The following is a 13,704-nucleotide window of genomic DNA, read 5'->3' as shown; positions in this document are numbered from 1 at the left end:
GTCGTCACCCGTTCATCGGCGGCAGCCATCTCGGACATCGGAGGAAATATCGACCTTCGACTCGGCCGGATCGCCGTGCCCTGGACGCCCCAGCCGCGGTCAGAGATCGATCCGGTAGTCCTTGATCTTGTAGAGCAGCGCACGATGGCTGATCTCGAGCACCTCGGCCGCCTTGGTCCGGTTGCCCTTGGTCTTCTGGAGCGCGCGCCGGATGAGGATCTCCTCGATCACGCGCGACGTCTTCTTGATCGACAGCTCGCCGCTCGTCAGCTGCATCTGGATCGGGTCGCGCGCCTCGCGGATGCGCTCCGGCAGATCGGCCTCGCCGATCCGCTCGCCCTCGCAGAGCACCATCGCGCGCTCGACGGTGTTCTCCAGCTCCCGGACGTTCCCGGGCCACCGGTACTCCAGGAGCAGCCGGCGCGCCTCGGGCTCGAAGCCGCGGATGTTCATGGCAAAGCGCGCGTTGTTCCTCGCGAGGAAGTGGTCGAGGAGGATCGGGATGTCCTCGCGCCGCTCCCGGAGCGGCGGGATCGCGATCGGCAGCACGTTGATCCGGTAGAACAGGTCCTCGCGGAACCGGCCGGCCTGCGTCTCGGCCGAGAGGTCGCGGTGGGTCGCCGCGAGGATGCGGACGTCGACCTTGATGTCCCGGTTGTCCCCCAGGCGGCGGATCGTCTCCTCCTGGAGCACCCGGAGCAGCTTCACCTGCAGCGACAGCGGCAGCTCGCCGATCTCGTCGAGCAGCAGCGTGCCGTGGTTCGCCTGCTCGAACAGCCCCGCCCTGTCGTTCATCGCGTCGGTGAACGCGCCCCGCTTGTACCCGAAGAGCTCGCTCTCCAGGAGGCTCTCCGGGATGGCGCCGCAGTTGACCGCCACGAACGGCCCGCCGCGCCGGCCGGACCGCCGGTGGATCGCCCGGGCCACGAGCTCCTTGCCGACGCCGCTCTCGCCCGTGATGAGCGCCGTGGTCTTGTACTCGGCCACCTTCGCGATCGTCTTGAAGATCGCCTGCATCGGCGGGCTCTTCGCGAGGATCTCCTCGAAGAAGTTCTCCCGCCGGATCTCCTGGCGCAGGGCGCGGTTCTCGCGGCGGAGCGCCTCCCGCTCCTCGGCCTTGCGGAGCGTGAGCAGCACCTCCTCGGCCTTGAACGGCTTCTGGATGTAGTCGTAAGCGCCCGCCTTCATCGCCTCGATCGCGAGGTCGACGTTGCCGTACGCGCTCATCACGATGACCGTGGCCTCGTTCCCCTTGGCCTTCAGCGTCGCCAGGAGGTCGAGCCCGCCCATCCTGGGCATCCGGACGTCGGTGAGGATGACATCGGGCCCGAACGTCTCGACCATCGCGAGCGCCTCCTCGCCGCTCGAGACCGCCTCGACCTCATAGCCGTCCCGCTTGAGGAAGGTGCGCACCACGAGGCGCAGGTTTTCTTCGTCGTCAACGACTAGGACACGGCGCATAGACCCTGAAAACTTTTCCTACACCGGCGCGCATCACTCCGCAACGAGTTGCGCCTCGACCGATGCCGCGGTGCGCCCATCTGCGGGGAGCTGGGCCAGGGCGCGCGCTGTGCGGGGCGCGCTGTGCGGCGCGCGGGCGGGCTCTGCGAAGGTGGCCCCGCACCGCGCGAAGCCAGCTGCGCGACGCGGGATGCGCGGTCGCGGTGATGGCGCTGCGCGGCGATCGCGTGGAGGTCTGCCCGGCGAGGCTGTGCCAGTTGACGCAGGTCGCGCAGGCTGCTTTAGCGGCGACGCGCACCGGGTGCGAGCTGGGCCGTGCGCGGCCCGGCGCGACACGCCGGCGCGGCTTTCGCAGGCAGTACCGCATCCCTTAACACGATCGCGTGAGGAGCCAGGGCATGAGCATGAAGGATCGTCTGGTCGACCAAGCAAAGAAGCTCGCCTCGTCGGGCAGGGTCGTCCGTGTCGTCAGCAACGATCGCGTGATGCGGCTCGCCACCGGGGTCATGGATGCGAAGAACCGCCTGCGCGCCGCCGGGGAGCGGGCCGCGGAGGCGTGGGACATCCTGCTGAACGGGCACGCGCTCCCGAACATCGACCCGGCGCTCGACGACGAGGCCGGCATCCACGGGGCGGCGCCGGCCCGCGCGGCGTCCCCCCGGCCCGCCGTGGGCGGCGCGGGGCTGTCGACCGTCGAGGAGGCCGTGAGCAGCAAGGCGCCGCCCGCCTCCGCCCGCGCGCACGTGAACGGCGTCGGGGCGAACGGCGCGGGCGCCAACGGCGCGGGCACCTACGTCGCGGCGGCGGCCGAGCAGCAGCTCGCGACCCAGATGGCGTCGCGGACGTCGCTGGCGCGGATCGGCGGGCGCGACGTGTTCGAGAAGGCGTACAAGTTCATGACTGCGGACAACGCCCGCGCCATGGGGGTCTACCCCTTCTTCCGCCCGCTCGACTTCAACAACGGCCCCGAGGCGCAGCTCGAGGGCCGGACCGTCACCATGCTCGGCTCGAACAACTACCTCGGGCTGACGACCCACCCGAAGGTGCGGGAAGCCGCGCGGAACGCGATCGACAAGTACGGCACGAGCATGACCGGCTCGCGGCTCGTGAACGGGTCGATGCGCCTCCACAACGAGCTCGAGGAGAAGCTCGCCGCCTACCACGGCAAGGAGGCGGGGCTCGTCTTCACGACGGGCTACCAGGTCAACATCGCCACCATCTCGGCGCTCCTCAGCAACAAGCGCAGCGTCGCGATGATCGACAAGGACGATCACGCGTCGATCTACGACGGCGTGCGGCTCGCGCAGGCGTCCGGCGCCCGGATGGTGCGGTACAAGCACAGCGACCCCGCGGCGCTCGACAGCGCGCTCTCCGAGATCGCCGACACCGAGGGCGCCCTCGTGATCACCGACGGTGTGTTCAGCGCCCAGGGCGAGATCGCGAGCCTGCCGGGGATCGTCGAGGTGGTGAAGAAGCACAAGGCGCGGCTCCTCGTCGACGACGCGCACGCCCTCGGCGTCATCGGCCCGGGCGGCCGCGGCACCGCGGCGCACTTCGGCCTCGGCAAGGAGGTCGACCTCATCGGCGGCACCTTCTCGAAGTCGCTCGCCTCGATCGGCGGCTGGCTCGTCGGCGAGCGCAAGGTGCTCGATTACATTCAGCATTTCGCCGCTAGCTTCCTCTTCGCGGCGAGCGCGGCGCCGCCCTGCGTCGCCGCCGCCATGGCCGCGCTCGACGTCATGCAGGAGGAGCCCTGGCGGCAGGAGAAGCTCCGCGAGAACTTCACCTACATGCGCACCGAGCTGCAGCGGCTCGGCTTCGAGCTCGGCAAGACCGAGACGGCCGTGATCCCCATCTACATCCGCGACGACCTCAAGACCGTGATGATGTGGAAGTCGCTCCTCGACGACTACGCGCTCTACGTCAACCCGTTCATCACCCCCGGCGTCCCGCCCAAGCAGCAGGTGCTCCGCACGAGCTACATGGCGACCCACGAGCGCAAGCACCTCGATCATGCCCTCGAGGCGTTCGAGAAGGTCGGCAAGAAGTTCGGCGTCATCTGAGCGGCGGTCACCCGCTGCGGATACGGGCCCATCTCGGCGTTTTCGGTGCTCAGCGCACCGGAGTGCGCCTGCGCGCCGAAAACGCCGATCTGGACCCGTCTCCTGTGCGGGTGACCGCCGCTCCGGGACGGGCGTGACGACGGCGGCAAGCCGGCCGAGCTCGGCAGGACGGCTCCGCCCCTCGGCCCGCCCATGGTATCGGGGAGCGATGACGATCGTCCTCCATCGCTTCCCGCTCAGTCACTACTCCGAGAAGGCCCGGGCAGCGCTCGACTTCAAGGGACTTGAGTACCGGATCGTGGAGCACCGGCCCGGCCTCGAGCAGCTCGCGATCTACCGCCTCTCCGGCCAGCGCAGGCTCCCCGTGATCGAGCACGACGGCAAGGTCGTCGCCGACTCCACCGAGATCGCCCTCTACCTGGAGCGCACCTTCCCCGATGCGCGGCGCCTGCTGCCCGAGGAGCCCAGCAAGCGGCTCGAGGTCCTCGCCCTCGAGGCGCAGCTCGACGACACGCTCGGCAAGTTCGGGCCGCGCGTCTGGCTCCGGCACGCGCTCCGCGACGAGCAGTACCTCGACGCCATGGGCGCCGCGACGTCGCCGCTCTTCAGCGCCGGGCTCCGCGCCATGGCCGCCGTCCTCCCGCTGGCCGAGCAGCAGGTCGGGGCCATCGAGCGGCGGTTCGACGAGGCAGAGCGCACCCTGCGCGCCACCCTCGACGACCTCTGCGTCCGCCTCGAAGCCTCGAAGTACCTCGTCGGCGACGAGCCGTCGCTCGCCGACGTCGCCGCCGTGGGCCTCGTGCACTTCTTCAAGTTCCCGCCGTCGAAGCACCTCTTCAGGCAGGAGGTCGCGGGCGCCGCCGTGCGCAGCATCGCCGAGCACCCCGATCTCGCCGCCTTCTTCGACTTCCGGGACCGGTTCTACCGCGACTACCTCCAGTGAGCGGCGCCGCGGCGGCGCGGCAGAGCCGTCATGGAGATTTTCGCCCCGCCGCGGCCGTGGTGAGCTGAGAGGTCATGGATCTTCGACCTTTCATGCAAGGCGTCGCCTCGGCGCTGGGTCCCGCGCTCCGCTCGTTCTTCCTGACCGCCGCGACCATGTCGCTCCTGGCCGTCGGCCTCGCCGGCGCCTCGTACGCGATCGCGGCGGACGGCTCGGCCCTGCGCGGGGCGCTGGCGGCCGTCGTGGCGCTCGCGCTCTGCGCCGTGATCGGCTTCACGCTGTCGTGGAAGCGCGCGCTCGGCACCGGCATCCTGGAGGTCGTGCGGGCGAGGCGCGTCGGCGGGATGCTCGTGGCCGCGGTGTTCGAGCGGCTGCTCGGCGTCTCCGAGGTGGACGAGGCGGGCGCGCGCGGCGGGCGGGTGGCGCAGGCGGTGGAGCGCGTGCCGCTCAACGACGCGGTGAAGCGGCTGCGCCTCGCGGTGATCCACCGGGTGCAGGCGGCGCCGCGGGGCGGCGGCCTGCGAGGGCTCTTGCGCCGCAAGATCGAGGCGCGGCTGCTCGGGACCATCGAGACGCTGACGCTCGCGCGCTTCCGGGACGAGGCCAACCAGAAGGGGGGCATCGACCTGCTCAAGGTGCGGGACGAGCTCGCGCTGGGCGTGGACGGCCTCGTCACGGACCAGATCGAGGGGACGCTGCTGAAGGTGACGGTGCTCCTCGTCGGGGCCGCCGCGCTCGCGTCGCTCGGCGCGGCCGCGGGCATCCAGCACATCCCGCTCTGAGCGAGGGCAGAGGCGCCCTCCTCCGGGCGAGGGCGGAGCCCCTCTCAGGCCTGCGCGCCAGCCACCTCGGCGATCAACCCCTCGTCCGGGCCCAGCTCCGCGATCGCCTCCAGCCGCTCCCCTGCCCGATCGAGGCCCGTGGCCAGCAGGACGCGCCCTCCGGCGACGCCGCCCGGGAGCTCCAGCCGGCGCGGCTGCGAGGAGAGGTTGAGCACGACAGCGAGCCGCCGGCCGCCGTGCGCTCGCTCGTAGGCGAGCAGGTCCTCCCCCGCGGCGAGCGGGGCGTAGCTGCCCACGGCGAGCGCCGGCTCGGCCTGCCGGAGGGCGATGAGGGCGCGGTAGAGCGACAGGATCGAGCGCGGGTCTCCGCGCAGCGCCTCGACGTTGGTGCGGCCGGCGTCCGGCGCGAGCGGCAGCCACGGCGCCCCGGTCGTGAAGCCGCTGCTGGCGCTGCCGTCCCACTGCATGGGCGTGCGCTCCGGGTCCCGCCCGACGCCGAGGCCGGGCACGTTCTTCTCGAACGGGTCCTGCACCTGCTCGGGCGCGATCGGGACGTCGCTCATCCCGATCTCGTCGCCGTAGTAGAGCGTCGGGGTGCCCCGGAGCGTGAGGAGCAGCATCGCGGCGACGCGCGCCTGGGCGGCGCCGATGCGGCTCCTGATGCGGGGCTTGTCGTGGTTGCCGAGCACCCAGTTCGGCCACGCGCCCGGCGGCAGCGCCGCCTCGTACTCCCGCACGATCTCCGCGATCGCCCGCGCGCTCCACGGCGCGCCGATGAGGTGGAAGTTGAAGGGCAGGTGCATGCCGGACAGGTCCTGTCCGTAGTAGGCCATCAGCCGGTCGAAGGGCAGGTAGGCCTCGCCGATCAGCACCCGATCGTCGTACGCGTCGAGCACGCGGCGCATGGCGGCCACGGCCTCGTGCACCTCGGGGCGGTCGGTCGTGTACAGCCGGAGCAGCTTCCGGTGCGGCGGCATGCCGGGCTTCCAGCGGGGGTTCGGCGGGTTGTCCCGGAGCTCGCTGTCCTTGATGAGATGGTGAATGGTGTCCACGCGGAAGCCATCCACGCCGCGGTCGAGCCAGAAGCGCAGCACCTCGAGCATCGCGGCGCGCACCTCGGGGTTGCGCCAGTCGAGGTCCGGCTGCTCCTTCAGGTACGCGTGGTAGTAGTACTGGCCTGTCGCGGCGTCCCACTCCCACGCAGGGCCCCCGAACTCGCTCAGCCAGTTCGTGGGCGGGCCGCCGTCAGGCGCCGGATCGCGCCAGATGTACCAGCCGCGCTTCGCGCTGGCGCGCGACGCGCGGGACTCGAGGAACCACGGGTGCCGATCGGAGGTGTGGTTCGGCACGAAGTCCAGGATGACCCTGAGGCCGGCGCCGTGCGCGTCGCGCACGAGCGCGTCGAACTCGTCCAGCGCGCCGAAGCGGGGATCGACGCCGCAGTAGTCCGACACGTCGTAACCGAAGTCGGCCATGGGCGATGTGTAGATGGGAGAGATCCAGATCGCGTCGACGCCGAGCCACGCCAGGTAGTCGAGGCGGGACCGGATCCCGCGAAGATCGCCGACACCGTCGCCGTTCGAGTCCATGAACGAGCGAGGGTAGATCTGATATACAATCCCGCGCTGCCACCAGCGTGCATCGAGCATGTCGCGCGCTCCGTCTGGGCCTCTGGTGGCGAGCACATAGCACGTGCGGCCCCCGGCGCGGAGCGCGCTGTCGTTCGCGCCGCGCTGCGACGCCCTGCCCTGCTCTACCCTCCCCGCCGCGCCGCGCTCTACCGAGCAGGCGGCGCGGGCGTCCCCGCGAGGCCCTCGAGAGCGCGGCGGGGCGCGGCTTCGCCGAGCGCCGCGCCGCGCTCTCGAGAACGCCCTCGCCGCAGCCGCCGACGTGATGCAGCCCACCATCACAGGCGCGGCGCTCCCGCGACGATCGCCGCAGCGCCGCGGCTGCGGCGCTGGCCGGCGAGCGCGCCGCCTCTGCGGGGCGCTCGCCGGCGAGCGCCCCGCGGCGCCTCGGTCGCGGTCACCTTCACGGTCGCGCGCGAGCACGTCGTTGATCGCTCGCGCCCATGCACATCGGCTTTGCCTAACGGCTCTCTACTACGTTACTGTCAGCCCGCGGCCGTCACGTCTCATGTTGCTTTCACGTTTCATGTTGCTTTCAGGCCATGTTGCGCAGAGGAGGCGGTTCAATGATGGAGAACGGTTTGGGGAAATGTTGCTCGGCGCTCGCTTGCGTCGTGGGGTTGCTCGCGTCGCCGGCCGCCTGGGCCCAGGATCCCGCGCCGCCGCCGGCGGATCCGGGCTCGGCTGCGCCCCCCGCGGAGACGACCGCGCCGGCGCCCCCGGCAGAGCCGACCGCCACCGCGCCCGCGGCCGACGCGGGGACAATGGGCACGACGGCGCCCGTCCCGCCGGCGCCGGGCACCGCTGAGCCGGTCGGAGAGCCGAAGGCGGAGGAGAGCCCGATCGCGAGCTGGTTCCGGTTCGACGCCGACAACCTCGGCCTCCAGCTCTGGGCCGGCGCCGCGCACCAGCTCGGCCCCATCAGCCTCTCGAGCGACATCTACATCACGCCGCTGCTGGGGACCGCGGAGTTCGATATCGGCCCCGCCTTCACGGCGGGTCCGGTCACCATCAACCCGATGATCGGCTTCGCGTTCAACTTCCAGACGCAGCAGCCGGCGGCGCTCGTCGCCCCGCAGCTGTTCACCTACATCGACGTGAAGCCCGTTTACTTCGAGTCGTGGATCCTGGGGTCGTTCTCCAGCATGTTCAATGAGAGCATCCAGAATTACTTCTATTCGAGGGATTTTCTCCTCTTCTACCCGACCGACGACTTCGGCATCGGCCCGCACCTCGAGCTCACGATCGACGCCAACGAGGTCGTGACCGCCGTGGACGACCCGACGACTGTCGGTGTGGACGAGGGGGTCGTCGACGACACGGGCCTCTCCAGCCTGCAGCTCGGCGGCGTGATCGGCCTGAACTACGGCACGGGGAACAAGCTGCTCCTCTACCTCGGCTACGAGACGCAGAAGGAGAGCCAGCTCAACGACAAGCTCGCTGGCCGGTTCACGTTCATCCACAACTTCTGAGGTGACGCCGGGTCGCGCGGAGAGCCCGTCGCGCCCCGGCTGTCTCCGCGCAGGGCGGATGCGCTCGACCGGGGCGCTCTTCGCTCGCCCCACAGGCGGAGAATCGCTTCCCAGCGCCCCTGCGCGCTGGTACCGAAGCGCCATGGCCCAAAGGTACCTGTTCGCCACCGCGCTGCTCAGCCTCCTCGGACCCGGGTGTCAGGCCCAGAATCACGCCCCGCCGGCCGGGCCGGACCCGAGCGCGTCCGCGTGCCAGCCCGCAGACTGCGGCCCGCTCGCGAAGATCGCCCGCATCTGCGACGACGGCTCCACCGGCGCCCCGCAGTGCACGCGCGCCGAGGGCGGGGCGTGCAGCTGGGAGCACGTCTGCCCCGGCGTGAAGCCGGCCGCCGGGACCGCAGGCCCCGGGCCGAGCCAGCCCGCGCAGCCGGACGCGCAGCAGCCGGGCGCGCAGCAGCCGGGCCCGGCGGGCTTCGCCGACGCCAATGCGGCCTTCGCGCAGCGGCTCTACGGCAAGCTCGCCGCCACGACAGGCAAGCTCTTCTTCTCGCCAGCGAGCGTCTCGACCGCGCTGGCCATGACCTACGCCGGCGCCCGGGGCGAGACGGCGACCCAGATGGCGAAGACGCTCGAGTTCACCCTCGCGCCCGAGGCGCTGCACCCCGCGTTCGGCGGGCTCGTCAAGGAGCTCACGCAGGCGACCGGCCCCAAGGCGCCCGAGCTCCGGATCGCCAACCGGCTGTGGGGCCAGGCCGGGCTGACGCTCGAGCCCGCGTTCCAGAGCACCACACAGCAGCACTACGGGGCGGGGATCGAGCTCGTCGATTTCAAGGGCAAGGGCGAGCAGGCGCGAGGGAGCATCAACCAGTGGGTCGAGCAGCAGACGAACGCGAAGATCAAAGATCTGATGCCGCCCGGCAGCATCACCCCCCTCACGCGGCTCGTCCTCACGAACGCGATCTACTTCAAGGGGAAGTGGGCCACGCCGTTCGACAAGAAGGCCACGAAGAACGAGCCGTTCACGGTCAAGCCCGGCGCGGCGCCGGCGGTGCCGATGATGCGCAAGACCCTCCAGGCGAAGCTCGGACAGGCCGCTGACGCCTCGGTGCTGGAGCTCGCCTACGAGGCGCAGAACCCCGAGCGCCCCCTGGCCATGGTCATCATCCTGCCCGCGCAGGCGGACGGGCTGCCGATGGTGGAGCAGCGCCTGTCGGCCGGACAGCTCAAGGGATACGTGGAGGCGCTCCAGCCGGCGCGGGTCGACGTGGCGCTCCCCCGCTTCAAGATGACCGCCGAGTTCGAGCTCTCGAAGGCCCTGAGCGAGCTGGGAATGCCGCTCGCGTTCGACCAGGCGAAGGCCGATTTCTCGGGGATCACGCGGGCGGAGCCGCTCTTCATCTCCCAGGTGCGGCACAAGGCGTTCGTGGAGGTCAACGAGGAAGGGACCGAAGCCGCCGCCGCGACGGGCGTCGCCATGACGACGCGAGCGGCCCCGGCGCCACCGCCGGTGTTCCGCGCCGATCACCCGTTCGCGTTCCTGATCCGCGACGTGGCGACCGGCGCCGTGCTGTTCATGGGGCGCGTGACCGATCCGCGGTGACCCGCGCGTCCCCTGGCGCCCGGGGGAGAGCGGGGCTCAGGCCGGGCGGGCGCGCTCCGCGGCGTCCACCCGGGCCAGCGACTGGGCGACCGCGATGCCCGCCTGCAGGGTCCCGGAAGTCACGATCCCCTTGAGATCTATCTGGAGCGAGACGAGCATCTGCGCGACCTCGGGCCGGATCCCCGTGATCACCACCTGAGCCCCCATGAGCTGCGCCGCCTTCGCAGAGCGGATGAGGGCGCTCGCCACGTACGTATCCACCAGGGCCACGCCCGTGATGTCGATGATCGCGACCCGGGCGCCCGTACGGCCGATCCCGTCGAGCAGCGTGCTCAGGACCTGCTGCGCGCGGTGCGAGTCCATCAGCCCGATGAGGGGCATGGCGACCACGTGCTCGCTGATGGGGACGAGCGGCGTCGACATCTCCCGCAGCGACTCGCTCTGGCGCCGGATGAGCTCCTCGGCGGTGCGGCGCTCGTCCACGTCTTGCCAGAAACCGACACACTCGATCGCGTTCCCGGACGCGTCCCTGGACAGCGCTACGTCGTCGTGGACCCAGCGCCACCGCCCGTCCTCGTGCTTGAACCGATACTCGTGCTTCGTGTAGTCGTGCTCGGAGAGCTTCTCCAGCGAGCGGAAGACACGATCCATGTCGTCGGGGTGAACGCGCTCGGCCCAGAACGACGAGTCCGAGGTGAAGTCCTCTGCCGTGTAGCCGAAGAACCGGCACACGTTCTCGCTCATGTAGGTCACACCGTAATCGCCCGACGGCTTGCAGGTATAAATGACGATCGGGCTCGCGGAGACAAGCCCGCGGAGGCGCGCCTCCTTCACGGCGACGTCGGCGATCTCCCGCTCGAGCTCGGCGATCCTGCGGCGAGCGCTATCCAGCTCGCCTTGAATGCCGTCAGCCTCCGCCCCGGATCCGGTCATGCTCTGCATCGACAATCCCCACCTTCCCTGGGCGAGACGCAGCAGCGTTGACGTCACGGCTCGTGGACCGCGCCATCGCCCCCCGCACTGGTGATGCCTCCCTTACCACGAGACGCTCGCTCCACACCACCGCGCCGTCCCCGATCACGGCCTGCTCCGGGCGAGGCACCGGGCGGCGCTCCTGCTCTCGCCGGACCGGGAGCGCCGTCCTGGCGACAGCTGGCGAGCTCGGCAGAGATGCATCGGTGTCGGTGTGGTCGCCTGTCATCTTCGAGACCCGCCCGCTCAAGGCCCCTCCTTCCCGCGAGCGGGGCTGAAAGTCCGCGCGGCGCTGGACAGCCGAGATACGATGAGCCGTTTTGCCGGGCCTACACGGGCTCTGCCAACCCTCGACGTCAAGGAGCGAGCGATAGCGATGAGGAACGAAGACGCAGCGAAGGTGCTTCAAGCGGTCCGTGATCTGGCCCCCACGATCTCCTCGCGCAGCGCGGAGATCGAGGAGGCGCGGCGCCTGCCGGCGGACCTGCTCGGGCAGCTCAAGGCCGCGGGGTGCTTCCGGATGTTCCTGCCGAGGAGCCATGGCGGCCACGAGGTGGACCTGCGCACGGGGATGGACGTGCTGGAGACGCTCGCCCGCGCGGACGGGGCCACCGGCTGGACGGTGATGATCGGGTCGGAGAGCCCTCACCTCTTCGCGCTCCTGTCGCGCGAGCGCTTCGACGCCGTGTACTCCGGCGGGCCGGACGTGATCATCGGCGGCGGCTTCAACGCGCAGGGCGAGGCCCACGCGGCCGAGGGCGGCTACCGCGTCACGGGGCGCTGGAGCTTCGCGAGCGGCTGCGAGCACGCCAGCTGGCTGTTCGGGAACTGCGTGCTCATGGACGGCGGCCGCCCACGGATGGGCCCGGCGGGCGACGTTCCAGAGCTGCGGGGCATGCTGTTCCCCGCGAGCGAGGTGCGCATCATGGACACCTGGTCGGTGCTCGGCCTGCGCGGCACGGGCAGCCACGACATCATGATCGAAGGGGCGTTCTGCCCGGCGGCGAACAGCTTCGACATCTTCCAGGGCCAGCCGTCGATCGCCGGCCCGGGCTTCGTCGCGCCGGTCCTGCACTTCGTGCTCCACATGGGCGCCGTGGCGGTCGGCATCGCCCAGGGGGCGCTCGACGACGTCGTGACGCTCGCGCGATCGGGCAAGAAGCGGCTGTACGCGCGCGCCGAGCTCGCGGAGTCGCCGGTGTTCCAGGTGCACCTCGGCCGCGCCGAGACGAGCGTGCGCGCCGCCCGCGCCCTGCTGCGCGACACGGGCGACGAGCTCTGGGATGCTTGCGTCAACAACCCCGCCGCCGCCGCGGCGATGGCGCCGCGGATCTCGGGCGCCCTCGCCTGGGTCACGGAGGTGGCGTCCCGGGCCGTGGACACCTGCTATCAGGCCGGCGGGGGCGGCGTCGCCCGCAACGCGTCGCCCGTGCAGCGGCGGTTCCGGGATATCCACACGTTCTCGCAGCACGCCGCCGCCGCGGAGGGGTGGTTCGGCCAGGCCGGCGCCGCGCTCCTCGGGCACGCGACAGGCTTCTGGACCTGAGCCCTCGCCGCGCTCCTCGGGACGCCCCGCCCGAGAGCGCGCGCGGCCCCGCGCGCCGCGCGACCTCATCGCGCCCCGCCGCGCCGCCGCGGTATAGGTGATCCCGCCTTGCGCTCCGCTCCGCTCGCCCCGCTGGCCCTCGCCGCCCTGTCGTTCGCCGCCTGCGCCGGCGCCCCGCGCACCGTCGCCGCGCCCGCGCCCGCGCCCGCGCCGCCGCGGGAGGGCGCCTGCCCCGCGCGGCCGGCCTGCGACGCGCCGCCGCCGGCCGCCTTGCCGCGCGGGTTCCGGCACACGCGCTCGCGCCACGTCGCGAGCGGGTGGCCGCGCCACCGCGGGCGCGACCTCTTCGTGCGCGCCGAAGGGCCGCAGTGGGCCATCGCGAAGTTCGCCTACGGGCCGCAGGACGACGACCTCGAGGACGAGGACGTCGAGGCCTATCTCCTCCGCGGCTGCAGCGGTGACTGGGAGCGGCTCGGCGCCTTCCGGACGAGCGACGACGACCACCTGCACCCGACCACGGAGGGCATCCCGGACACCGGCGGGCGCGTTTACCTCGATCTCACCGCGGGGCGGCGCCTCGAGGTAGGCCGGCACCGCGTCCACCTCGCCGTCGCCGGCGACGGCACGAGCGCCGACCTGTTCATCGAGGTCCTCCCGCCCGGCGCGCGGGTGGCCGTCACCGACATCGACGGGACGCTCACCTCCGGCGAGGTCGCCATGCTCGGCGAGCTCCTCGGCGGCGCCCCGCCGGACGCCCACCCCGGCGCCGCCGAGGCGATGCACGCCCTCGCCAGCAGCGGTGTTTACCTGTTCTACGTGACCGCGCGCCCCGAGTGGCTCGTGGGCAGCACCAGAGTCTGGCTGCGAGAGCAGGGCTTCCCGCCGGGCATCCTCCGCACCACCATCGGCGTCGCTGGCGCCTTCGGCCGCGCGGCGGCCAGGTACAAGACCATCGAGCTCGGGTGGCTCAAGGCGCGCACGGGCATCGTCCCCTCGTTCGGCTTCGGCAACATGCCGAGCGACGTGGCGACCTACACGGCCGCGGGGATCGCCCCCTCGCATTGCTATTATTACGACCTCGGCGGCGACCTCCGCGGCGGCGTGCGCCACGACGACTACCGGCGCCTCGCCCCGGCGCTGTTCAGCCGGCCCGCCGCCTGCGCGCCCTGAGCGGGGGGCGCCGCGCCCGCGCGCCGGCGCGGCCCTGTCGAGGGCGCGCCGGCGGGTGAACACCGCA

The 13,704-nt window shown here is 71.7% G+C and carries 10 protein-coding genes; 7 read left to right on the top strand and 3 right to left on the bottom strand.

Features of this window, described 5'->3' with window-relative positions; all coding sequences use genetic code 11:
* Positions 1–99 precede the first annotated feature (99 nt).
* Positions 100–1,461, bottom strand: a complete 1,362-nt coding sequence (locus WME89_RS17170) for a sigma-54-dependent transcriptional regulator (protein ID WP_438010212.1) — start codon at positions 1,459–1,461, stop codon at positions 100–102.
* A 398-nt stretch (positions 1,462–1,859) separates the two neighbouring features.
* Between WME89_RS17170 and WME89_RS17165 the strand changes: the two genes are divergently transcribed.
* The 3 genes from WME89_RS17165 to WME89_RS17155 all read left to right on the top strand — a co-directional run bounded on the left by WME89_RS17165 (position 1,860) and on the right by WME89_RS17155 (position 5,249).
* A complete protein-coding gene (locus WME89_RS17165; protein ID WP_438010211.1) occupies positions 1,860–3,524 on the top strand; it encodes an aminotransferase class I/II-fold pyridoxal phosphate-dependent enzyme in 1,665 nt (554 codons plus the stop codon).
* A gap of 208 nt (positions 3,525–3,732) precedes the next feature.
* A complete protein-coding gene (locus WME89_RS17160) occupies positions 3,733–4,467 on the top strand; it encodes a glutathione S-transferase family protein (RefSeq protein WP_438010210.1) in 735 nt (244 codons plus the stop codon).
* 74 nt (positions 4,468–4,541) lie between these two features.
* Positions 4,542–5,249, top strand: coding sequence for a hypothetical protein (locus tag WME89_RS17155; protein ID WP_438010209.1), 708 nt, complete (start codon positions 4,542–4,544; stop codon positions 5,247–5,249).
* A 44-nt stretch (positions 5,250–5,293) separates the two neighbouring features.
* Here WME89_RS17155 and WME89_RS17150 read toward each other — a convergent pair whose 3' ends face one another.
* Positions 5,294–6,898, bottom strand: coding sequence for an alpha-amylase family glycosyl hydrolase (locus WME89_RS17150; RefSeq protein ID WP_438010208.1), 1,605 nt, complete (start codon positions 6,896–6,898; stop codon positions 5,294–5,296).
* 545 nt (positions 6,899–7,443) lie between these two features.
* On the opposite strand from WME89_RS17150, the gene WME89_RS17145 reads away from it, so the two are divergent.
* Both WME89_RS17145 and WME89_RS17140 read left to right on the top strand, forming a co-directional pair.
* Positions 7,444–8,349, top strand: coding sequence for a hypothetical protein (locus tag WME89_RS17145; RefSeq protein ID WP_438010207.1), 906 nt, complete (start codon positions 7,444–7,446; stop codon positions 8,347–8,349).
* Positions 8,350–8,491: 142 nt separating this feature from the next.
* On the top strand, positions 8,492–9,949 hold the full coding sequence (locus WME89_RS17140) for a serpin family protein (protein WP_438010206.1): 1,458 nt from the start codon (positions 8,492–8,494) through the stop codon (positions 9,947–9,949).
* A 36-nt stretch (positions 9,950–9,985) separates the two neighbouring features.
* Here the strand turns inward: WME89_RS17140 and WME89_RS17135 are convergent, their stop codons facing one another.
* On the bottom strand, positions 9,986–10,891 hold the full coding sequence (locus WME89_RS17135; RefSeq protein ID WP_438010205.1) for a PAS domain-containing protein: 906 nt from the start codon (positions 10,889–10,891) through the stop codon (positions 9,986–9,988).
* Between the two features lie 406 nt (positions 10,892–11,297).
* Between WME89_RS17135 and WME89_RS17130 the strand changes: the two genes are divergently transcribed.
* Positions 11,298–12,467: an acyl-CoA dehydrogenase family protein gene (locus WME89_RS17130; RefSeq protein WP_438010204.1), complete on the top strand. Its 1,170-nt coding sequence runs from the start codon at positions 11,298–11,300 to the stop codon at positions 12,465–12,467.
* A 108-nt stretch (positions 12,468–12,575) separates the two neighbouring features.
* Positions 12,576–13,637, top strand: a complete 1,062-nt coding sequence (locus tag WME89_RS17125) for an LNS2 domain-containing protein (RefSeq protein ID WP_438010203.1) — start codon at positions 12,576–12,578, stop codon at positions 13,635–13,637.
* Positions 13,638–13,704: the final 67 nt, after the last annotated feature.

Source organism: Sorangium sp. So ce321 (assembly GCF_051530195.1).
Taxonomy (GTDB): domain Bacteria; phylum Myxococcota_A; class Polyangia; order Polyangiales; family Polyangiaceae; genus Sorangium.
Note: the sequence above shows the minus strand (reverse complement) of the source record. Positions and strands in the feature narration are given on the sequence as shown.